Source organism: Devosia sp. (assembly GCF_039927955.1).
Lineage (GTDB): Bacteria > Pseudomonadota > Alphaproteobacteria > Rhizobiales > Devosiaceae > Devosia.
This window is the reverse complement of record NZ_JBDSUA010000041.1, coordinates 21,030-41,921: the sequence shown is the minus strand read 5'-3', so window position 1 is coordinate 41,921 and position 20,892 is coordinate 21,030. Positions and strand designations below refer to the sequence as shown.

Annotated in this window: 19 protein-coding genes and 1 pseudogene; 12 read left to right on the top strand and 8 right to left on the bottom strand. The window is 61.3% G+C overall.

Annotated elements, in window-relative coordinates; translation table 11 throughout:
* The 5 genes and pseudogenes from ABIT12_RS11355 to ABIT12_RS11335 all read left to right on the top strand — a co-directional run.
* Positions 1-533: pseudogene (locus ABIT12_RS11355) on the top strand (helix-hairpin-helix domain-containing protein); the annotation flags it as partial.
* Positions 534-605: 72 nt separating this feature from the next.
* Positions 606-1,415, top strand: a complete 810-nt coding sequence (locus ABIT12_RS11350; protein WP_348042766.1) for a sugar ABC transporter permease — start codon at positions 606-608, stop codon at positions 1,413-1,415.
* Complete coding sequence (locus ABIT12_RS11345) at positions 1,412-2,224, top strand: carbohydrate ABC transporter permease (protein WP_348042765.1); 813 nt, start codon at positions 1,412-1,414, stop codon at positions 2,222-2,224. The genes ABIT12_RS11350 and ABIT12_RS11345 overlap by 4 nt, the downstream gene beginning before the upstream one ends.
* 8 nt (positions 2,225-2,232) lie before the next feature.
* A complete protein-coding gene (locus ABIT12_RS11340) occupies positions 2,233-4,479 on the top strand; it encodes a glycoside hydrolase family 2 TIM barrel-domain containing protein (RefSeq protein ID WP_348042764.1) in 2,247 nt (748 codons plus the stop codon).
* Between the two features lie 22 nt (positions 4,480-4,501).
* Complete coding sequence (locus ABIT12_RS11335; RefSeq protein WP_348042763.1) at positions 4,502-5,584, top strand: sn-glycerol-3-phosphate ABC transporter ATP-binding protein UgpC; 1,083 nt, start codon at positions 4,502-4,504, stop codon at positions 5,582-5,584.
* A 5-nt stretch (positions 5,585-5,589) separates the two neighbouring features.
* On the opposite strand, the gene ABIT12_RS11330 is transcribed toward ABIT12_RS11335, so the two are convergent.
* From ABIT12_RS11330 to ABIT12_RS11310, 5 genes are all read right to left on the bottom strand, one after another.
* Positions 5,590-6,627, bottom strand: a complete 1,038-nt coding sequence (locus tag ABIT12_RS11330) for a LacI family DNA-binding transcriptional regulator (protein ID WP_348042762.1) — start codon at positions 6,625-6,627, stop codon at positions 5,590-5,592.
* A gap of 126 nt (positions 6,628-6,753) precedes the next feature.
* Positions 6,754-8,820: an alpha-amylase family protein gene (locus ABIT12_RS11325; RefSeq protein WP_348042761.1), complete on the bottom strand. Its 2,067-nt coding sequence runs from the start codon at positions 8,818-8,820 to the stop codon at positions 6,754-6,756.
* 2 nt (positions 8,821-8,822) lie between these two features.
* The gene (locus ABIT12_RS11320; RefSeq protein ID WP_348042760.1) at positions 8,823-9,644 is read right to left on the bottom strand and encodes a carbohydrate ABC transporter permease; all 822 of its coding nucleotides are present in this window, start codon (positions 9,642-9,644) and stop codon (positions 8,823-8,825) included.
* Positions 9,641-10,603: a sugar ABC transporter permease gene (locus ABIT12_RS11315; RefSeq protein WP_348042759.1), complete on the bottom strand. Its 963-nt coding sequence runs from the start codon at positions 10,601-10,603 to the stop codon at positions 9,641-9,643. Before ABIT12_RS11315 ends, ABIT12_RS11320 begins: the two co-directional genes overlap by 4 nt.
* A complete protein-coding gene (locus ABIT12_RS11310) occupies positions 10,603-11,895 on the bottom strand; it encodes an extracellular solute-binding protein (protein ID WP_348042758.1) in 1,293 nt (430 codons plus the stop codon). The genes ABIT12_RS11315 and ABIT12_RS11310 overlap by 1 nt, the downstream gene beginning before the upstream one ends.
* 336 nt (positions 11,896-12,231) lie before the next feature.
* Here ABIT12_RS11310 and ABIT12_RS11305 point away from each other — a divergent pair, with 336 nt between their 5' ends.
* The 3 genes from ABIT12_RS11305 (at position 12,232) to ABIT12_RS11295 (ending at position 15,971) form a co-directional block, all read left to right on the top strand.
* Positions 12,232-14,481: an excinuclease ABC subunit UvrA gene (locus tag ABIT12_RS11305; protein WP_348042757.1), complete on the top strand. Its 2,250-nt coding sequence runs from the start codon at positions 12,232-12,234 to the stop codon at positions 14,479-14,481.
* A gap of 126 nt (positions 14,482-14,607) precedes the next feature.
* Positions 14,608-15,630 (top strand): aldo/keto reductase, encoded by a 1,023-nt coding sequence (locus ABIT12_RS11300; RefSeq protein ID WP_348042756.1) that lies wholly within the window; start codon positions 14,608-14,610, stop codon positions 15,628-15,630.
* A gap of 56 nt (positions 15,631-15,686) precedes the next feature.
* Entirely contained in the window at positions 15,687-15,971 is a 285-nt protein-coding gene (locus ABIT12_RS11295; protein ID WP_348042755.1) for a DUF6894 family protein, read from the top strand.
* Here ABIT12_RS11295 and ABIT12_RS11290 read toward each other — a convergent pair whose 3' ends face one another.
* Positions 15,972-16,118: a hypothetical protein gene (locus ABIT12_RS11290; RefSeq protein ID WP_348042754.1), complete on the bottom strand. Its 147-nt coding sequence runs from the start codon at positions 16,116-16,118 to the stop codon at positions 15,972-15,974. It abuts the gene before it with no gap.
* A 237-nt stretch (positions 16,119-16,355) separates the two neighbouring features.
* On the opposite strand from ABIT12_RS11290, the gene uxaC reads away from it, so the two are divergent.
* Positions 16,356-17,765 (top strand): glucuronate isomerase, encoded by a 1,410-nt coding sequence (gene uxaC / locus ABIT12_RS11285; RefSeq protein WP_348042753.1) that lies wholly within the window; start codon positions 16,356-16,358, stop codon positions 17,763-17,765.
* On the opposite strand, the gene ABIT12_RS11280 is transcribed toward uxaC, so the two are convergent.
* Positions 17,762-17,935: a hypothetical protein gene (locus ABIT12_RS11280; RefSeq protein WP_348042752.1), complete on the bottom strand. Its 174-nt coding sequence runs from the start codon at positions 17,933-17,935 to the stop codon at positions 17,762-17,764. The genes uxaC and ABIT12_RS11280 overlap by 4 nt on opposite strands.
* A 228-nt stretch (positions 17,936-18,163) precedes the next feature.
* Here ABIT12_RS11280 and ABIT12_RS11275 point away from each other — a divergent pair, with 228 nt between their 5' ends.
* Positions 18,164-19,012, top strand: a complete 849-nt coding sequence (locus tag ABIT12_RS11275; protein ID WP_348063344.1) for an aminoglycoside phosphotransferase family protein — start codon at positions 18,164-18,166, stop codon at positions 19,010-19,012.
* Here ABIT12_RS11275 and ABIT12_RS11270 read toward each other — a convergent pair.
* On the bottom strand, positions 19,009-19,830 hold the full coding sequence (locus ABIT12_RS11270) for a helix-turn-helix domain-containing protein (protein ID WP_348042750.1): 822 nt from the start codon (positions 19,828-19,830) through the stop codon (positions 19,009-19,011). The genes ABIT12_RS11275 and ABIT12_RS11270 overlap by 4 nt on opposite strands.
* 65 nt (positions 19,831-19,895) lie before the next feature.
* Between ABIT12_RS11270 and ABIT12_RS11265 the strand changes: the two genes are divergently transcribed.
* Both ABIT12_RS11265 and ABIT12_RS11260 read left to right on the top strand, forming a co-directional pair.
* Complete coding sequence (locus tag ABIT12_RS11265; protein ID WP_348042749.1) at positions 19,896-20,291, top strand: DUF3224 domain-containing protein; 396 nt, start codon at positions 19,896-19,898, stop codon at positions 20,289-20,291.
* 83 nt (positions 20,292-20,374) lie between these two features.
* Positions 20,375-20,887, top strand: coding sequence for a CAP domain-containing protein (locus tag ABIT12_RS11260; protein ID WP_348042748.1), 513 nt, complete (start codon positions 20,375-20,377; stop codon positions 20,885-20,887).
* Positions 20,888-20,892: the final 5 nt, after the last annotated feature.

Sequence of the window (20,892 nt, the reverse complement as noted above, 5' to 3'; positions counted from 1 at the left end):
ATGAGCTCGACGTGGATGAGACGTTGTCGCAGCTGTTGGTTGCCGAAGGCTTCACCAGCCTTGAGGAAGTGGCTTATGTTCAGGTCGACGAGATCGCCTCGATCGAGGGTCTCGACGACGATATCGCGGCCGAACTGCAGAACCGCGCCGCCGAAGCGCTCGAGCGGCGCGAAGCCGCCTCGCGCGAGGTGCGCCGCACACTCGGTGTCGACGATGCGCTGGCCGAAATGCCCCATCTCAACGAGCAGATGCTGGTCACTTTGGGCAAGGCGGGGATCAAGACGCTCGACGATCTCGCCGACCTCGCCACCGACGAGCTGGTGCAGAAGAAGCGCGTCGAGCCGCGACGCCGTGAGCCGAGCACCCGGCCCGAGGACAAGGGTGGCCTACTCGCTGAGTACGGGCTCTCCGAAGAGCAGGGCAATGAGATCATTATGGCCGCCCGCGCCCATTGGTTCGAGGACGAGGACGCCGCTCAAGGTAAGGCAGAGCCTGCAACCGGGGAGGACGCGGTTGCGGAAAACGAGCAATGATCCGGTAGCGACTCCCTCTTCCCGCTTGCGGGAGGGGGGGTTGCTCCGGCACTCGTCCTGCTCGGCATTTTCATGATTTACCCGATCGCCTGGTCGCTCTGGATGAGCTTTCAGGTCGGCAAGGGCATGAACTTCAGCTTCGGCGGCTTCGCCAATATCATCCGCCTGACCAAGGACCCGGTGTTCATCCGCGCGCTGGTCAACACCTGCATCTTCTTCGTGTTCCAGGTGCCGATCATGATCGTTTTGGCGCTGCTGTTTGCAGTGGCGCTCAATGATCCCAAGCTGCGCTTCCGGGGCCTGTTCCGTACTGCGATCTTTTTGCCCTGCGTGACCTCGCTGATCGCCTATTCGACCCTGTTCAAGTCGATGTTTTCGGCTGACGGCGTCGTCAACAAATTCCTGACGGCCATCCATGTGGTCAGCGGCCCGATCTTGTGGCTGCAGGACCCGTTCTGGGCCAAGGTGCTGATCATCATTGCCATCACCTGGCGCTGGACCGGCTACAACATGATCTTTTATCTGGCCGCGCTGCAAAATATCGATCGCTCGATTTATGAAGTAGCGCGCATCGATGGCGTCCCCGCCTGGGCCCGGTTCACCCAGATCACCATTCCGATGCTCAAACCGGTGATCCTGTTCACCACCATCATCTCCACCATTGGCACGCTGCAGCTGTTCGATGAGGTCAACAACATCACCGTCGGCGGTCCGTCGGATTCAACGCTGACCCTGTCGATGTATATCTACAACCTGACCTTCAAGTTCATGCCCAGCTTTGGCTATTCGGCAACTGTCTCGTGGGTGATCGTGCTGATCGTGGGCATCCTGAGCTTTATCCAGTTCCTCATCGCGCGTGACCGGAAGGCGCCCACAATATGACCTTGTCCAATCTGCGTCGTGGCCTGGTCTATCTGTTGCTCAGCATCGCCACTTTCCTTTCGGTTTTTCCATTCTATTGGATGATCGTTGGCGCCACCAACAAGTCGGCCGATATCGTGGTAGGTAAAGCTACGTTCGGTGCTGAGCTGTTCAACAACGTCGCCACGTTCTTTGCAACCATCGACGTGGCGCGCGTGTTCTGGAATTCGGCGCTGATCGCCTTGATTGGCACGGTGCTGACATTGTTGATCTCGTCGCTCGCCGGTTACGGCTTCGAGATGTTCCGGTCGCGCTTCCGCGAACGCATTTTCGGCTTCATGCTGCTGTTGCTGTCCATCCCGTTTGCCGCGCTGATGGTGCCGCTGTTTGTCATGATGTCGTCGATGAAGCTGACCAATACCTACGCGGCGGTCATCCTGCCTGGCATCGCCTCGATCTTCATCATCTTCTACTTCCGCCAGGCCACCAAGGCGTTCCCGACCGAGCTGCGCGATGCCGCCCGCATCGACGGCCTCAAGGAATGGCAGATTTTCCTCTATGTCTATCTACCGGTCATGCGTTCCACTTACGCGGCGGCGACGATCATCGTGTTCATGGGCAACTGGAACAATTACCTCTGGCCGCTGATCGTGCTGCAGACCGCCGATAACAAGACGGCCACGCTGGTGATCTCGGCCCTGACTTCGGCCTACACGCCCGATTACGGCATGATCCTGTTTGGCACCGTGCTGGCGACATTGCCCACTCTCATCATTTTCTTCCTGCTGCAGCGCCGCTTCGTCGAGGGCCTGACGGGGTCGGTTAAGTAAGGTTTTCTATGCGTTCGGTTACTTCCTTCAACGAAGCCTGGGTTTTTCACCACGGCTTCACGCCTGCGCTGACCACGGCGCTCGCCACCGGCGAAGCCGTCAGCCTGCCGCACAACGCGGTTGAGCTGCCGTTCAGCTATTTTGACGAAACCGTTTATCAACGCGCCTTTACCTACCAGAAGGTCATCCACGCCGATGCCGCCTGGGCCGGCAAGGAAGTCGCGCTGGTGTTCGATGGCGCCATGGCTGACTCGGTGGTCTATCTCAATGGCCAACAGCTCACGGCCCATGGCGATGGCTACACGCCGTTCGAAGCGCGCCTCACCGGACTGCTCAAGGCCGGCGACAACCTGATCACGGTCAAGATCGACGGCAGCGAAAATCCGGCCATTCCGCCCTTCGGCGCGATGATCGATTACCTGACCTATGCCGGCATCTATCGCGATGCCTGGCTGCGCGTCACGCCGCCGGTGTCGATCGGCAATGCCAAGATCGAAACCCCCAACGCCCTGGCTGCCGCCAAGACCGTCACCATTCGGGCTGACCTGTCCAACCCGCAGGCCTTGGCGCTGGCCGGCACCCTGACCGCCAACCTGCGCGATGGCGCCGGCAAGATCGTCGCCACGGCCTCTGCCTCCGTGTCTGGCGCTTCGGTCAGCCTGACGCTGGAAAACCTTGCCGGCCTGTCGCTCTGGCAACTCAACGATCCCAAGCTCTATACCGTCGAGCTGCTGCTCGAAACGCCGCACGGCAAGGACGTAACCAACCACAGCTTTGGTTTCCGTACCGCCGAGTTCACCCCCGACGGCTTCCTGCTCAACGGCAAGCCGATCAAGCTGCGCGGCCTCAATCGGCATCAGGCTTTCCCCTATGCCGGCTACGCCATGGGCCGTTCGGCACAGGAAGCCGACGCGGAAATCCTCAAGCGCGACCTCAAGGTCAATCTGGTCCGCACCTCGCACTACCCCCAGTCCAAATGGTTCCTCGATCACTGCGATCGCATCGGCCTCTTGGTGTTCGAGGAAATCCCGGGCTGGCAACATATCGGCGACAAGGCCTGGCAGGCGGAATCGATCGAAAACGTCCGCCGCATGATTACCCGCGACTGGAACCATCCCTCGATCATCATCTGGGGCGTGCGCATCAACGAGTCCCAGGACAGCCACGACTTTTACGTCGCCACCAACAAGCTGGCCCATGAACTCGACACCACCCGCCAGACTGGCGGCGTGCGCTACATCACCGAGAGCGAAATGCTCGAAGACGTTTACACCATGAACGATTTCGTCCTCGGCAATGAAGAATTGCCGGGCGCCAATCAGGGCCGCGTTGCCCTGCGCGATCAGCAGCAGGTGACCGGTCTAACCAAGAAGGTCCCGTACATGATCACCGAGTTTGGTGGCCACATGTACCCCACCAAAAGCTACGATCAGGAACAGCGCCAGGCCGAGCACGTCACCCGCCACCTGCAGGTGCTCAACGCCGCTTACGGCGATCCGTCGATTTCCGGCGCAGTCGGCTGGTGCATGTTCGATTACAATACCCACAAGGATTTCGGCTCGGGCGACCGCATCTGCCATCATGGCGTGATGGACATGTTCCGCGAGCCCAAATTTGCCGCCTACGCCTATGCCAGCCAGGCCGAGCCCGAAGAAGGCGTCGTCATGCAGCCGGTGACCTTCTGGGCCCGCGGCGAGCGCAATATCGGCGGCACGTTGCCGCTGATGGTGCTGACCAATTGCGACGAGATCGAGCTGCGCTACGGCAACCAGCCAGCCAAGGTCATCAAGCCCGATACCGAACGCTTCCCCAACCTGCCGCACCCGCCGGTGATCATCGATCACAAGCACTTCACCAAGGAAGAGCTGGGCCTGTGGGGCATGAAGTGGGAAGACGCCGTTGTCACCGGCTATCTCAACGGCAAAGCCGTCAAGACCATGCATTTCCACGCCAACCCGCTGCCGGCCAAGCTCGATGTCAAAGCCGATAGTGCAACGCTCAAAGCCGCTGGCCGCGACACCGTGCGCGTCATCATCCGGGCACTGGATCAGGGCGGCAACAAGCTGCCATTCCTGCAGGAAGCCGCGACCATCGAGGTCGCCGGCCCCGCCAGGCTGATTGGTCCTTCGGTGTCGCCATTGCGCGGCGGCTCGACCGGCTTCTGGCTGGAAACCACCGGCAAGCCGGGCAAGATTTCGGTTAAAGTGAGCCACGAGCGCTTTGCCACCACCACCATTGAACTGACTGCCGAATGACCAACACTCAGGGAAATTTGCGATGAGCGGATTGAAACTACGCAACGTGCGGAAGGCCTTCGGCAGCATCGAGGTCATCAAGGGTGTTGATCTTGATATCGAATCCAAGGAGTTCGTGGTGTTTGTCGGCCCCTCGGGCTGTGGCAAGTCCACGCTGCTGCGCATGATTGCCGGGCTGGAGGAAATCTCCGGCGGCGATCTCGAAATCGGCGGCAAGCGGATGAACGACGTCGATCCGTCCAAGCGCGGCATCGCTATGGTATTCCAATCCTATGCGCTTTATCCGCACATGACCGTGCGCGAGAACATGGGCTTTGCGCTCAAGTTCGCTGGCGTCGCCAAGGATGAAATCGCCCGTCAGGTCGACGAAGCAGCCCGCATTCTCGAACTCGGGCCCTTGATGGACCGGTTCCCCAAGCAGCTCTCGGGCGGCCAGCGCCAGCGCGTTGCCATCGGCCGCGCCATCGTGCGCCACCCCGAAGTGTTCCTGTTCGACGAACCGCTGTCCAACCTCGATGCCGAGCTGCGCGTCCACATGCGCATCGAAATCGCGCGCCTGCACAAGGAACTGCAGACCACCATCATCTACGTGACCCACGATCAGGTCGAAGCGATGACCCTGGCCGACAAGATCGTGGTGCTGCGCGATGGCAAGATCAGTCAGGTCGGCAGCCCGCTCGATCTCTATGACAATCCGGACAACCTGTTCGTGGCCGGCTTTATCGGCTCGCCCAAGATGAACTTCCTCAATGGCGTGGTCGACAACGCCGACGCCAGCGGCGTCACCGTCCGCCTGCCGGACTACGACAATCAGGCCGTAACCTTCCCCGCCGCCAGCAATGCACCCGCCAAGGGCGCGACCGTCACGCTGGGCATTCGCCCCGAACATTTCAGCGAAACCGGTTCAGCCAAGCTCAGCCTCAACATCGACATCATCGAGCACCTGGGCGGCGAAAGCTTTGCCTATGCCCGCGCCGGTGTCAGCGACGTGGTGACCGTGGCGCTGCGCAATGGCCGCGATGTCAAGGCCGGCCAAGCGCTCGATGCCCGCTTTGATCCATCCTCAGCCCTGCTGTTCAACGCCGAAGGTCAGCGCGTCCGCTGACCTGATCACGCGGGCGGCTGCGTCGACCCGCGGATCACCAGATCGCAATCGAGCGTCACCGTGTCGTGGTTGCGATCATTGGGGGCAGCCAGCCGCGCCGTTAGCAGGTTGGTGATCGCCTCGGCAATCTGCGCAATCGGCTGGGCGATGGCGGTGATCCCCTCCTCGTGCAACCGGAACAGCGGCACGTCGTCAAAGCTCACAATCGACACATCGCGCGGAACCTTGAAGCCGTGCTCCTTGAGCCAGCTCATGAAACCCGTAGTCATGCCATAGTTGGAGGCGTAGACTGCAGTTGGCGGTTCATCCAGTGTCATCAGCCGGCGGGCTGCGGTATAGCCGCCGTGAAAGAACCAGCCGCCATTGACGATGTAACGCGGATCGATAGCAATCCCGCGCTGCTTGAGCGCTGCCTCGTAGCCGTCCAGCCGCTGCCGGCCGGAGGAGTGGGCCATCTCGCCCGTCAGCGCCGCAATGCGCTTGTGGCCGATATCGAGCAGGTAGTTTACTGCCCTAAACCCCGCCTTGTAGTTTTCCACAAACACCCGGTCCGCTGCCAGTCCCGGCACGTCATTGTTGTAGAAAATGATCGGCGTGCCGGCCTTGATCAACCGGTCGATATGTCCAAATAGCGGATTGGCGCCATCCATGATGATGGCGTCGACGCGCTGTTCCTCGAAAAAATCCAGCCCTCTGGCGATCATCTCCATTTCGCCGGAATGGCAATAGGTCAACAGCGCTCGCCCCGTAGGGCGTACCGAGCGCGCCAGATGTTCCAGCATCGGGCTATGGAAATCATCGAAAGTCGGCACCATCAGCCCAATGATATGCGTCCGGTCGGTTTTCATCGATGCCGCAGCGGCGTTGCGCCTGTAGGAAAGCTGGCGGATCGCCTGTTCGATTTGATCGCGATTGGCGCGACGGATGTCAAAGCCGTTGAGATAGCGCGATACGGTGCCGATGGCGACGCCGGCGGCCTCCGCCACGTCGGCAATCGTTGCCTTGCCCCGGCCAGCAGATTTGTCGCCAGTATTATCGGCCATCGGCGCAGGGCTCCTCTACGCACGCCGGAACGGCCCCGGTGTGCGGGTCATGCGATTGTCATATAGCCCGCCAGAAGGCGCCGCGTCAGCAGGACGCTGCGCCTTCTGCCCGGATTTCTGCCGGTTTCAGGCGCCGCCGTCGATAACCACGGCGCGATGGATATGCAGGCTCGGAACCGTCAGTGTCACGCCGCCATCCGCTCCCGTTGAATACGCGATATCCTGTCCACTGGCGGCGTCGTAAACCCGACGTGGTTTGGATTTGAGCCGCACTGTCGCCGTCACCGGACCCAGCGCGGGCACGTCCTCGATCATTTCCATCTGGCGCACGCTGCCATCAAGACTGGGGATGCCCTTGCCGCGCACCTGAGGCGCGCCATAGAGCAGATGCAGCACATGACGGTCTTGATCGGCCTGGTAGGTGACGGTCGCCCGACCACCCGAGGGCAGATCGGTGGTGAAGGCCTGGTCTGGCACAAGCCGCGCCAGCAGGCCTCGCACCAGGTACTTGTACAGCGGCTGTCCGCCGCCGTGGTACATCGAAAAGATCGGGTAGGCGATATAGCCAATACCATTGAACTCGGTGGCCACCACGCCCAGCGGCTTGGCCGCCGGGTTATCGGGCGCGTGCTGGTGCGACGAAAAGTGCTTGTAGGAGCGCTGGAAATACGGCGGCAAGATTTCCCCGAACCCGACTGCTCCTGCCAGTGAAACCGTCTCCGCTGTGCCATAGGCAATGAACGGTGCTTCAGGCAGGCTGGCATCGAGCCCGTGATCCGTCATCCGGATATAGGATGGCGTATAGCCCACCTGCTGGTCCTGGCGGATTATCCCCAGATCGAGCGCCAGTATCTTGCCTGCCGGATCAAGGCCCGACCGCCCCGACAGCAGCAGCTTGCCACCCTTGGAGCGATAGGCTTCCAGCTTGGTGCGCAGTTCGGGTCCCACCGGAACGTCGTCGGGCAGGATGATCAGCCGATACGGGCTGAAGTCCGAAAAGCCATCGAGCACGTCAAACGGGCGCTTCAGTTCCAGCAGCATCTGTGCCGCGCCATCGTCGCTGGCATGGTTACGGCTGGTGCCCGGATGAAAATGCTCGGCCGCCAGAATGGCAATGTCCGAAATCTGCTTGGCGCCCCTCAGGAACGGCTCCATCTGCTCCAGCCGCGCATAGGCCGGGGCGATGGATTTATAGGTATCGTGATTGATCGCGCCATTGGCGTGCAACTGATCGCCCACCAGGCATTTGGCGCCCAGCGAGGCCATTTGCATAACCTCGTATTCCAGCGCCTGTGGCTGCTTGAAGCCGCCGAACTCGCCCCACGAGGTGTGAAACTTGCCGGTCTGCCCGAGAAAATCGAAGCCCATCGGCGCGGCATAGCGGGCGCTGGAGGGGAAGTGGTCATAACCCCACCCGCCCGTCGGCAGGCTTTCAAGTTCCAGATGGGTATAGGTCGAGAACCGCTGCTTGCCCTGCTTGTGGATGTGCCCGACATTATAGAACACCCGCAGGCCCGGGAATTCGGCAAACAGCGCGGTGCTGATTTCCTGGCGGAACTGCTCGTTGACCGCTTCATCATTGATCAGCCGGTCGCTGGCCAGTTCCGGATCTAGCCCCTTGGCTTCCATGCTCTTGAGGCACTGGCTGCACACGCAACCCCAGGTGCCGACGATGTCGAAGAACAGCCCCTGTGTTGGGTAACGCTGGGCGACTTCGCGCGCCTGCGCCAGCACATAGTCGCGGTATTCCTTGTGGTTGAGGCAGATGGTGTGCCACAGCGGGCTCAACTGCTTGAGATCGGAAACGTCCGATACGGGTGCATTGTGAATACTGCCGCGATCGGCGCTGACCAACCGCCATTCCGGCCGCTCGCGGGCCGAACGCTCGTCCCATTGCACGGTAATATAGATCGGCGTTTCGATGTCGGCGGCAGCGCAGGCCTTGACCATTTCGCCCATCAGGTCGGGGCGGGCAAGCTGCGGATGCGGAAAGCCGATAGTGGTGGGGTAATACGACCAGCCATGGTGGCACTTGGCAAAAATGGTGATCGAATCCACATGCGCGGCCTTGAGCGTGGCGACGAAATCCGCTGCGTCGAACTCGGCGCCGATCCCGGGAATGTGCTCGGAGGTGTGGAAATCGAGATGGATCTGGCGGTAGCGCAGTGGCTTGATCGGCTGATGGGTAGGCATGACTATTCCTTGCTGCCGCTGCGGTTCATCGAACCCGTGGCGAATTGACGTTGGAAGATAATGAAGATGGCCAGAGGGACGGCCGTGGTGACGATGGCCGCCACGGCCTGCAGGTGAAAATTCATGTCGCGCGTGCCGGCGATGCTGACAAACAGCACCGGCAATGGCGTCTGCGTCCGCAGGAACAGCAGCGGCAACAGCAGGGCGTTCCAGCAGAACAGAAACTGCAGGATGCCCACCGCAAAGATCGGGCTGAGCGAATTCGGCAGCACGATGCGGAAGAAGGTGGAGAGCGCTCCGCAGCCGTCGATCCGCGCCGCTTCGATCAGGTCCTTTGGGAAATCCTCAAGGAAGTTTTTCACCAGAAATACCGACCAGGCAAAGCTCAGCCCGATATAGGGGATCAGCACCGCAAGGATATTGTCGATCATCCCGGTCGAGCGCCACAGCTGGAACAGCGGGATGATGATCACCTGCTGCGGCAGCACAAACGCATTGATGATGATCACCAGCAGCGTCCGCCGGAACGGGAACTTCAGGAACTGGAAGGCGAAGGCGGCGGCGGGAGACAGCAACATGGTGCCCAGGGTCGCCAGGCCCGCCAGCTCGGCAGACACCAGGATGCCTTTGGCCAACGGATACTTGGTCCAGATCGTGGTCCAGGCTTCCAGGGTGAAGCTGATTTTTGCCGTCGACCACCAGCCGAACACCACTTCAACGGGCGGGCGGACCGAGGTGATAAGAATGCCCAGGATTGGTATGGCCCAGAACAGGCAGCCGACCCAGGCGACGATAGCAATCCAGGCGGGGGGGCGGCCGATCATCGGACTGTCGCCGTACGCTGGATGATGGCGGGGATCGAAACCACCAGCACGGCTGCCAAGAGGATCATCGTGGCGGCCGCGCCGTAGCCCAGTTTGAACTGGGTGAACGACTCTCGATACATGAAATAGCCCACTGTCTCGGTGGAGCGCACCGGCCCGCCTGCCGTCAACACGAAGATCATGTCAAAGGCGCGCAGGCTCCCCAGCAGATTGATGAAAATGGCGACGCGCACGCCCGACATCGACAGCGGCGCGATGATGTGGCGCATGATGGAGAGTGGACGCGCCCCGTCGATATAGGCCGCCTCGATCGTCGAGGTCGGCACCGCCTGTGCGGCGGCAAAGATCACGATCAGCGGCAGTCCGACCTGTGCCCAGGAATAGGCAACGATCAGCGCCCAAAGCGCGGTCGAGGACGTGCCAAGCCAGGGCTGCGGAGCAAGGCCCACGGTATGAATGATGGAATTGAGCATGCCGCCGGCATCGGGCCGGAAGATACCGGCCCAGATATAGCCAGTCACTGCTTCGGAAATGCCGAACGCGGAAAACACGATGATGCGCGGGATCAGCGTGGCGCGTGGCGAGAATGAGCAGATCAGCGCGAAGGCCCAGCCGATGCCCACCGACAAGGTCGTCGTCGCCAGTGTCCAGATCACCGTGGTTGAGATCACCTGCCGGAAATTGGGGTCGGCAAACAGTGCCAGGTAATTGCCCACTCCGATAAATTTGGGTTTCCCCAGGCCCTTGATGTCGAACAGGCTGAGCCGGATCGTGTCGATCAGCGGATAAAGCACCGAGAAGGCGAACAGGATCAGGACCGGTGCCAGGAGCAGATAAGCGGATGGGACATCGCCAAGGCTGAACTTCCAAGCAGCGGCCAGCTTGCGCTGGCCACTGCCCTGGGAGGTGCCGGAGGCAATATCCCCCGCGCCCGGCTGGGCGGGGGAGAGGTTGGTCATCAGTATGCCGTTGCCGCTTTTGCTTCGATGGCGGCGGTCACTGCGTCGATGCCGGCATCGCTTGGATCAAGCAGGAACTTCTGCAACTGCACGCGGTACTCGTCGACCAGATCACCCGGCAGCAGATCACCAAGCACAAACTGCAATTTGGACTTGGCGACATTTTCGACGGCAACCTGGAGCACAGGGCCGTAGAGCGAGGTATCGACCTTGTTGCTCGGCGAGGCCTTGCCGGATTTGGCAATCAGATTGGCTGCATCAGCGGTGGTCAGCCAGGCAAGGAACGCGTCTGCGGCTTCCGGATTGGCGCCTGAGCTCAGGCCCAGGAACTCGTTGGTGTCGATGCTCGACGTGTCGTCGTGGCCGTCGCCCATCGCCGGGAACTGGTAGATCGAATAATCCACGCCTTCCTTCAGGCCCAAGGTCGCCTTGGCATAGGCATTGGTCCATGGCCCGATCAGGTGCGAGCCATAGGTGCCTGCCTTGAGCACGTTGTCGGTCATCATGCCGTCATCGCTGGCCAGGGCCACGCTCATGTCGCCGAACGCTCCGGCATCGATCAGTTCGCGCCACTTGCGCAGCGTCGCCTTCACCGCATCGTCGGTCCAGGCGATTTCGTGCTTCGCCAGTTTGGCAGCAACTTCGGTCCCCGCCGTGCGCAGCAGCAGCGTTTCAAAGAATTCGCCATGCGACCAGACTTTTGCGCCCAGCCCGATCGGGGTGACGTTGATCGCCTTGAGCTTGGCAAAGCTGGCGAGGAACTCGTCCCAGGTGGTGGGCGGGGTGATGCCGGCCTGATCGAAATCCTTCTTGTTGTAATACAGCGCCGAACGGTCGCCATAGGTGTGGGTAATGCCATAAAGCACGCCGTCCGAAGTGCCCTGGGCCTTCCACGTATCGGCCAGGTTGTCGCTGAGCTTGTTAGCGTCCCACATCGGGCCCAGATCGCGTAGCAGGCCGGCGTCGGCCAGTTCCTTGCGGAAAGCCGGCCAGGCGTTGATCAAAAGGTCAGCGGTCTGGCCGCCGAGCAGCCCGGTGCGGATAGCGCCGCGCATATCGCCGGTCCCGGTCACGGTGACGTTCTTGAAAGTCACGCCGGGATTGGCCGCGACGAAGGCGTCTTCCATCTGCACGATCAGATCGAGATCCGAACCGCCATTCCAGTTGAGCAGCACCAGCTCGCCCGTTGGGGCGGCCATGGCACTCGACGCAAAGCCCAGCAGCGCAGTCGCAGCCGCAGCGGCCAGCAGCGCACGGCGGCTGATGCCGCCCAGATTGAATTCCATAGACATTCGTAGTCCTCCCTCCTTGAGCCTCCATTGCGGAGTGCATAATCAAGTAAGATGAAACGTTATCATGTAAATTGACGATTGCAATCCGGCTTGCGGTTTTTCTGAGTAAAAAACATTTCTATCGCTGCCGCAGGTAAAAAACCTTTTGGAATCAAGCGCCACGCTGTGAGTTGCGGCACCATCGTTTGCAAAAACCATCCCTGCACTGTCGAAACCCGCACTGCTGACACGACATGTCAGCAGCGGTGACATTTGATGACTGGGTCGAAGATGCCGGCTTGAATGTCAGCGCGCCGCTTGCGAACCTGCCACTTCCCCTCCAGCAGATGAGGCCTCATGTACGGCTCGATCCACATCCGCGGCGCTCGCGAAAACAACCTCAAGGATGTTTCGCTCGACATCCCCAAGCGCAAGATCACGGTGTTCACCGGCGTTTCGGGGTCGGGAAAATCCTCGCTGGTGTTCGGCACTATCGCGGCGGAAAGCCAGCGCCTGATCAACGAGACCTATCCGGCTTTCGTGCAGCAATTCATGCCGCATTACGGCCAGCCCGATGCGGATAGCCTCGAAAACATCTCTGCGGCCATCATCGTCGATCAGCAGCGGTTGGGTGGCAATTCGCGCTCCACGGTTGCCACAGTGACCGATGCGGCGCAGATGCTGCGCGTGCTGTTTTCTCGGCTGGCCGAACCCCGGCTCGGCTCGCCCGGCCTCTATTCCTACAACGATCCGCGCGGCATGTGCCCCGATTGCGAAGGCATCGGGCAGGTCGCCGCCATGAACATGGCCGCCGTGATCGATGAAACCAGATCGCTCAACAACGGCGCCTTGCTGCCCAAGGATTACGCCGTCGATACCTGGTACTGGGAAATCTACAAGAATTCTGGCCTGTTCGACATGGACAAGCCGATCGGCAAATTCACTGCCGAAGAACGCCAGAACCTGCTCCACCTCGATGATGGCCGCAAGATCAAGGTCGGCAAGATCGGCCTGACCTATGAGGGTATCGTCGCCAAGCTCAAGAAGGGGCTGGGCAGCAAGGACCCGGAATCGTTGCAGCCTCATGTGCGGCTCGAATACGAGCGCATCTTCACCCGTGCCTCCTGTCCGGCGTGCAAAGGTGCGCGCCTCAATCAAGCAGCGCTGAACAGCAGGATCGAGGGCCACAACATCGCCGAACTCTCGGCCATGCAGGTCAGCGATCTGGCGGACCTGGTCCGCACCATCAAGGCGCCACAGGTTGGGCCAATGCTCGACGCGCTGGCGCTGCGGCTCAAAAATCTGGTGACCATCGGTCTGGGCTATCTGAGCCTGGATCGCGAAAGCTCGACCCTGTCCGGCGGCGAAAGCCAGCGCGTCAAGATGGTGCGGCATCTTGGTTCGTCGCTGACCGACATCACCTATGTGTTCGATGAACCCTCGGTCGGCCTGCATCCCCATGACGTCGGTCGCCTTGCCGGGCTGATGCAGCAACTCCGCGACAAGGGCAACACCGTGCTGATCGTTGAGCACAAGCCCGACATGATTGCCATTGCCGACCATGTGGTGGACATTGGTCCGTTTGCTGGCTCCAAGGGCGGTGAAATCGTCTACCAGGGCGATTTCGCGGGCCTGCTCAAATCCGGCACCTTGACCGGCAATCACATGCGCCAGCACCAGGCGACCAAGACCGCCGTGCGCAAACCCGATGGCACGCTCAAGATCGCCAATGCCAGCATCAACAACCTCAAGAATGTCAGTGTGGATATTCCGCGCGGTGTGCTGACGGCCGTAACCGGCGTGGCCGGCTCGGGCAAAACCTCGCTGATCCAGACCTACCTGCCGCAGAATTATCCCGACACGGTGGTCATTGATCAGAACCTGGCGCGCGGTTCGCGCCGCTCCAACACCGCCACCTATACCGGCATTCTCGACAATGTCCGCAAGGCCTTCGCCAAGGCTAACGGCGTCGATGCCGCCCTGTTCAGCGCCAATTCCAAAGGGGCCTGCCCGGACTGCAATGGCTTGGGCGTCACCTATACCGATCTGGCCCATCTCGACCCCATCGTCACGGTTTGCGAAACCTGCGATGGCAAACGCTTCACCGACGTGGTGCTGGAGCACAAGCTGCGCGGCAAGGATATTTCGCAGGTCTACGACCTCGCGGTCGCCGACGCCGCCGAGTTTTTCAGCGAGCCCGCCATCGCCAAAATCTTGCGAGGGCTCGTCGATGTCGGTCTGGGCTATCTCACCCTTGGTCAGCCGCTCTCGACGCTCTCCGGTGGTGAACGCCAGCGCCTGAAACTGGCCGCCGAACTCGGAAAATCCGGCAATATCTATGTGCTCGATGAACCCACCACCGGCCTTCACATGCACGATGTCGATACCCTGATCGGCCTGTTCGATCGGCTGGTCGATGCCGGCTCCTCGGTCATCGTCATCGAGCACAATCTCGATGTCATCGCCCGCGCCGATTGGGTCATCGATCTTGGCCCCGGGGCCGGGCAGGATGGCGGCAGGGTGGTGTTCGAAGGCACGCCCACTCAACTTGCCGCCGCCAAGGGTTCGTTGACCGGCCAATACTTTGCCAGGCGCCAGTTGGAATAAACGACCGAAAAATCTGACTGCGCAGGTGGACGGCGGCGGCGAAATGGCATTGACTGCCCGTGTCGCCATCCGCCGCTTCGCCTGAAGCGCGACCCACCTGCGGCCATTTCAAATGTTGGATTTTCCATGACCTATCGCGCGGCCCCGGGCCGATACGAAACCATGCAATACCGCAATGCGGGCGCTTCGGGTCTGAAGCTGCCGGTGCTCAGCCTCGGCCTCTGGCAGAATTTCGGCGGTGCCCGCGACTATCCCGGCGCCTTCGAAATCCTCGGAGCCGCCTTTGATGCCGGCATCACCCATTTCGACCTCGCCAACAATTACGGCCCCCCTCCGGGTTCGGCCGAAGAACTGTTCGGCCAGGTGCTGGCCCGCGATTTCCGCCCCTACCGCGATGAACTGATCGTCTCGTCCAAGGCCGGCTACAACATGTGGTCCGGCCCCTATGGCGAATGGGGAAGCCGCAAGAGCCTCATCGCCTCGGCCGATCAGTCGCTCAAGCGCCTCGGCCTCGACTATGTCGACATTTTCTACTCGCACCGCTTCGATCCCAAGACCCCGCTGGAAGAAACCATGGGCGCGCTGGCAACCTTGGTTGCGCAGGGCAAGACGCTCTATGTCGGCATTTCCAATTACCCGCGCGAAGAAACCAGGCAGGCCCACGCCATCCTCAAATCGCTCGGCGTGCCCTGCATTATCCATCAGCCCAGCTATTCCATCCTCAATCGCTGGATCGAGGACGACAAGACCATCGACGCTGCCGCTGATCTTGGCATCGGCATGATCGCCTTCTCGCCGCTGGCGCAGGGCATCCTCAGCGGCAAGTACAATACCGGCGACACCAAGGGTGCGCGCGGCACCTCGAACAATCCGTTCCTCAAGGCCGACAACATCAAGCCGGAAACCCTGGCTGCCGTCGCGCCACTGGGGGCAATCGCCAAGGCCCGCGGCCAGACCATGCCCCAGCTGGCTCTGGCCTGGGTACTGCGCCGCAAGGAAATGACCTCGGCGCTGATCGGCGTGCGCACGCTCGAACAGCTCAAGGACAATCTCGGCGTTCTGAACAATATGGACTTCGCCGCCGACGAACTCGCGGCCATCGACGCGGCCACCAAGGGCGGCTTGATGGATCATAAACCGCGCTGGTAAGTTTAAGGGAAGGGCGCTCGTCGCCCTTCCGCTTTCCCTGGTCAGGAGAATATGCCGTGCCGCGTTTCTTCTTCCACTATCGCACCGACGACGATTTCATCATCGATCCGCTGGGCACCGAATTGCCGGATCTGGAAGCGGCCCAGGAACAGGCCGCTGAAGTGGGCAAGGTCATGCTGGCCAAGGCGGTGGAAGCCGGCGAAAGCCCGCAGGCCTCGCGCTGCATCGAGATTGTCGATGAGGAGGGCGTCGAAGTGCTCTACATCGTCTTTTGGGCGTCAGCGTCCAAGCCCGGCACAGTGCAGGCCGAAGAACTGCTCAAGCCACCAACGCTGCACTGATCAGAACAGCGTCGTCATGATCGTTGCCGCTACCGCGACAATGGTCAGCGATGCCAGGCCGGCGGCATAGAGCATGATGTGAGCGCGCTGGACATGATCGCTGGTTCGGGCGTGCCTGCGCACCGCTTCGATATCAACATTGGCCATCAGATCCCTCCATCTGAGGGCGAGCCTGCGCCGCTCCGCGCCTGCCTACGCCGGGACTAACCACGGGTCAGCAACCGAAAAACGCCGGAAACTGTCTCGATAGCTCTAGAGTACGCCCGTCGATGAAAAGCCCCGCCAGCTTCCCGCAATTGCAGTTAATTTACATTAAATGTGCGGCGCCATAATCTTGTATGGAAGATGTTGACCGGACTGCTTTGACCGTGGCAAACTCCGTCCATGACCCAGTTCCTGCACGCCGATCGGCTCTTTCCCGCCGCTGAACCAGCCCGCTCCATTGCCCGCGATCTCTACCCGGCGGTCAAGGATTTGCCGCTTGTCAGCCCCCATGGCCACACCGATCCGTCCTGGTTCGCCAATAACCAGCGTTTCGCAGATCCGGCAGCGCTGTTCCTGACGCCGGACCATTATGTGCTGCGCATGCTGCGCAGTCGCGGCCTCAGCTATGATGACCTCGGCGTACCTCGCAAGGACGGCAAGCCGGTTGCCGATCCGCGGACGGCCTGGCGCCTGTTCGCGGCAAACTATCACCTGTTTGCCGGCACGCCATCGAGGCTCTGGGTCGATCACTCGCTGCAGTTCGCCTTCGGCATCGACACCCAATTGAGCTCCGCCACTGCCGACGCGATCTATGACCAGATCGCCGCGCGTCTGGGTGATCCCGACCTGCTGCCGCGCGCCATTCTCGATCGCGCCAATGTCGAAGTCATCGCCACCACCGAATTCGCGCTCGATCCGCTGACCCATCATCAATCCATGCTGGGGCAGGGGCTGATCGGCCGGGTGCGCACCACCTATCGTCCGGACGATGTGACCGACCCCAGCCGCGCCGCCATCGTCCAGAACCTGCAAAAACTCGGCGAACTCACCGGCGAAGACACAGCCAATTGGGCCGGTCTGATCAACGCCCACCGCCAGCGCCGGCAAACTTTCCGCCGCTTCGGTGCTGTCGCTACGGACCATGGCGTGCCCACGGCAATGACCGCCGATCTGCCCCTGGTCGAAAAGCAGGCGTTGCTCGACAAGGTTCTGGCCGGCAAGCATGACGCCGCCGAAGCCGAACTGTTCCGCGCCCAGATGCTCACTGAAATGGCGTTGCTTTCGGTCGAGGATGGCATGGTGATGCAGATCCACGCCGGCTCGCGCCGCAATACCGATCCGCTCACCTTCGGCGAACGCGGGCCGGATATGGGCGCCGATATTCCCGGCCCGACCGACTATGTCGGCGGCCTGCGCGCGCTGCTCGGCCGCTGCGGCAACGAGCCAAACCTGCGCATCATCATGTTCGTGCTCGATGAAACTAACTATGCCCGCGAACTGGCCCCGATGGCCGGCTATTGGCCCTCGCTGCTGGTTGGGCCGCCGTGGTGGTTCCACGATAGCCCGCAGGGCATTCGGCGCTATCTGGATCAGGTGTTGGAAACGGCGGGGTTCTACAACCTGGCCGGCTTCAACGACGACACCCGGGCGCTGCTGTCGATTCCGGCCCGGCACGATGTGTGGCGGCGCGAGGTCTGTGGGTTCCTTGCCCACTGGGTGGGCGAACATCGGCTGTCAAAAAGCTCGGCGCTCGAAATCGCCAGGCACCTCAGCTATCAGGCCGCCAAGGACGCCTACAAAATCGCCTAGGGCGCCTTCCACAGCACCACGACCAGAATGACCAGGCCCCCGAGCAGCAGGATCACCGCCCCGCTCAAGCCGTTGAATATCTTGCGCGAAAATGGCGTGGGACGTTCATCGCTGGCGATGATGTCCTCGATCTTGTTGGCGTCGTAGCCATGCATATTCACTTGCGACATCGTCAGTTCCTCCGACTGCCGGGGCGCGATACTGCCTCGAATATCAGGATGTCACGGGCGGTCTTTAACAAGGGTTTGCCAGCCCGGATATGTTGACTTTACGGTTGCCGGATTGGCAAGCGGCAGCCCTACCGGAGCGTTAAGATCGAGCGTCCGCCACTGCGGCATGTTCGGTTTTCGTCGCGAAATATCGAACGAATCCGGTGATTCTGCTTTAATGCCAGCATGATGAATCAGTCGCCCGCCGAAACCGCGCTCAGCCGCGCCATGATCCGCTGGTCCCTGACCCGCTCAACGCCGGTCGCCGAGACCGCGACCAGCTGGATTTTCAAGGTCGAGCAGAACGGGCGCAACTTTGCGGCCCTCAAGATTCTCAAGCCCTTGGGGGCAGTCGATGAGCGCCGGGGCAGCGCGCTGATGGCTTGGTATAGCGGGGAGGGCGCCGCGACCATCTTCGATAGCCACGGCGACACAATTTTCATGGAATGGCTCGATGGCGTGCCGCTGGGCGATGCTTCTCGTGGCGGCCGTGATGACGAGGCGACCATCGCCATCGCCAGCATCGTCACCGGCCTGCACCGCTCCCGCCCCGAACCCTATCCCGAGCTGATGCCGCTGCGCGATCGCTTTCAGGCCCTGTTTGACACCGATATGCGCGTATGGCCCCATACCGCGCGCGACCTTTATGCCCGAGCCACCGGCGTTGCCATCAAACTCTTTGATCGGCCCACCGCGATGATCCCGCTGCACGGCGATCTGCATCACGACAACATCCTGTCGTCGGACCGCGGCTGGCTGGCCATCGATCCCAAGGGGCTGCTGGGCGATCCGTGCTACGAAGTCGCCAATGTCTTTATCAATCCCGAGCGTGGCCAAGCCATCGCTGCCGATCCCCGGCGCATTGCCGCGCGCGCCGATATCCTGTCGCAACGTCTCGGCTATCCGCGCAAGCGCATCCTCGGCTGGGCTGCCGCCCACGCCGCGCTCTCGGCCTGCTGGAGCTTGGCCGATGGCAATTCCATTTTGGCGCAGATGGCCTGCCTGCCGCATCTGCTGAGTGCCTACGATCAGGCTTAGGCCTGTCGATACGCCGATGGCGCCGTGCCGGTCAGTGCTTGGAACGTGTGGGTAAAATGGGCTTGATCGAAAAAGCCCAGCCGGTGGGCGAGTTCAGTCAGGCTCAGCGCCTCGCCCCGGTTCAATGCCTCCACCGCCTCGATCATCCGGTAGCGGTCGATCACCCATTTCGGGCTGACGCCAATATAGGTATCGAACAACCGCTGCAGGCTGCGGGTGGTGATGGCAAATTCTGCTGCAACCTGCGCCACCGAATACACATCCGGCTGTGCAGCAATTGCCTCCACGATCTGTCTTGCTCGCGCCGCCTTGGGGTCCAATTCCGGCAGCCGCTCCAGCAGCAAATCCTCGATCCGCTCGGCCATCCCTAGCGGATTGTTGAGTTGCACAAATTCGCGGTCAAGCTCGGCGCCACCGCGGCCAAACACGGCCTCGACCGGCACGAACGTGTCGGTCAACGCACTGACCGGTCTGCCGAAAAATCCGCGAAAGGCCCCGGGCCGGAACTTGGTGCCCAGCACTCGGCCCGAGCCTTCCAGCCGATAGTTGAAGGTGCCGCTCGATACCCCAAAAATCCCGGTCTGGCCTTGCGGATCGAGCACCAGATGCTGGCTGGGGTGGGACAGGTTCTGCTGGTCATACGCTGGCCTGCCGGTCAGGTCCCACAGGATCATCCAGTAGTTCTCGACATAGGGCGCCAGTGCTTCAGATGGTTCGAACCGGGTCAGCTCGAAGTGTTCGAAACTGCGCTGCTGATGCAGCAAGCCGCGGGCAGGGCGCGTCAGCCGATCGAGCTTCTGCGGATCATTTGGTCGCAAAGTTACAAGCCCCGTGCAAGCGGTTTGCCTAGTGTCGATCCGAAACCCATCCAACGGAGCCGACCATGACGACGGCCAAAGGCACGATCAAGCATAACAATTGGGATGAACAACCCTACCACGATTCCAAGGTGCAAAAGGGCACCATCGCCAGGATCGACATCGTCTTTTCCGGCGATCTGACCGGCGACGCCAGGACCGCCTATGCCATGGCCTATAACGAAGGTGGCGCCACCTGCCACTATGCCGGCCACCTGCTGTTTGAGGGCAAGCTCGGCGCCAAAAGCGGCAGTTTCACTATTTTCGAGCAGGGCGTTTATGAGGGCGGCACCGCCACCTCCTCATGGGACATCGTCGCCGGGTCGGGCACCGGTGATTTTGCGGGGATCATCGGCAGCGGCAGCTATGCCGCAACCCACGATAACACTGTGCACTACACGCTGAATTGCAATTTGAAATAGGCCCGAGCGGCGTTAGTTTACGCCATTCGGTTGCTTGCTGATTTGCCCTATGCAATCCGGACCATGTCATTCGGATTGCTTCCATGCTCGATTTGTCTCGCCGCAGCTTCATCGTCCTCGGCGCTGCCGGGGTGCTCAGCGCCTGTTCGGGCACCATCCCCAGGTTCATCCCCCAGCCGGACAACCGCCCCGAGGCGCTGACCCGCGACCAGATCCTGCTGGAAATCAATGCTGTGCGCCAAGCCAATGGCGCGCCGCCCTGGACCTACAATGTGGCGCTGGAAGCTGCCGCCCGCTCGCAGGCCAACCTGATGGCCCGCAAGGATGAACTCAGCCACAATCTGGGTGTCACCTTGCGGCAGCGCGTCACCGATGCCGGCTATATCGGCGCGGTGGGCGAAAATCTGGCCGGCGGCCAGAAGACGCTGGAGCAGGCCATCGACGGGTGGATGCACTCGTCCGGCCATCGCTCCACCTTGCTCAGCCCCAAATTCGTCGAATTCGGCCTCGCGGTGGCCCGCGTCGGCCACAAAAGCCGCTATGGCATCTACTGGGCGATGATCGCCGGCGGCAGCTTCGAAGCCTGGAAGGTCTGAGCGGA

Coding starts and splice junctions, on each gene's coding strand:
- ABIT12_RS11335 (WP_348042763.1), top strand. CDS start 4,502: ATGAGCGGATTGAAACTACGCAACGTGCGGAAGGCCTTCGGCAGCATC.
- ABIT12_RS11300 (WP_348042756.1), top strand. CDS start 14,608: ATGACCTATCGCGCGGCCCCGGGCCGATACGAAACCATGCAATACCGC.
- ABIT12_RS11340 (WP_348042764.1), top strand. CDS start 2,233: ATGCGTTCGGTTACTTCCTTCAACGAAGCCTGGGTTTTTCACCACGGC.
- ABIT12_RS11305 (WP_348042757.1), top strand. CDS start 12,232: ATGTACGGCTCGATCCACATCCGCGGCGCTCGCGAAAACAACCTCAAG.
- ABIT12_RS11280 (WP_348042752.1), bottom strand. CDS start 17,935: ATGTCGCAAGTGAATATGCATGGCTACGACGCCAACAAGATCGAGGAC.
- ABIT12_RS11260 (WP_348042748.1), top strand. CDS start 20,375: ATGCTCGATTTGTCTCGCCGCAGCTTCATCGTCCTCGGCGCTGCCGGG.
- ABIT12_RS11310 (WP_348042758.1), bottom strand. CDS start 11,895: ATGTCTATGGAATTCAATCTGGGCGGCATCAGCCGCCGTGCGCTGCTG.
- ABIT12_RS11325 (WP_348042761.1), bottom strand. CDS start 8,820: ATGCCTACCCATCAGCCGATCAAGCCACTGCGCTACCGCCAGATCCAT.
- ABIT12_RS11345 (WP_348042765.1), top strand. CDS start 1,412: ATGACCTTGTCCAATCTGCGTCGTGGCCTGGTCTATCTGTTGCTCAGC.
- ABIT12_RS11330 (WP_348042762.1), bottom strand. CDS start 6,627: ATGGCCGATAATACTGGCGACAAATCTGCTGGCCGGGGCAAGGCAACG.
- uxaC (WP_348042753.1), top strand. CDS start 16,356: ATGACCCAGTTCCTGCACGCCGATCGGCTCTTTCCCGCCGCTGAACCA.
- ABIT12_RS11265 (WP_348042749.1), top strand. CDS start 19,896: ATGACGACGGCCAAAGGCACGATCAAGCATAACAATTGGGATGAACAA.
- ABIT12_RS11275 (WP_348063344.1), top strand. CDS start 18,164: ATGAATCAGTCGCCCGCCGAAACCGCGCTCAGCCGCGCCATGATCCGC.
- ABIT12_RS11315 (WP_348042759.1), bottom strand. CDS start 10,603: ATGACCAACCTCTCCCCCGCCCAGCCGGGCGCGGGGGATATTGCCTCC.
- ABIT12_RS11350 (WP_348042766.1), top strand. CDS start 606: ATGATTTACCCGATCGCCTGGTCGCTCTGGATGAGCTTTCAGGTCGGC.
- ABIT12_RS11320 (WP_348042760.1), bottom strand. CDS start 9,644: ATGATCGGCCGCCCCCCCGCCTGGATTGCTATCGTCGCCTGGGTCGGC.
- ABIT12_RS11290 (WP_348042754.1), bottom strand. CDS start 16,118: ATGGCCAATGTTGATATCGAAGCGGTGCGCAGGCACGCCCGAACCAGC.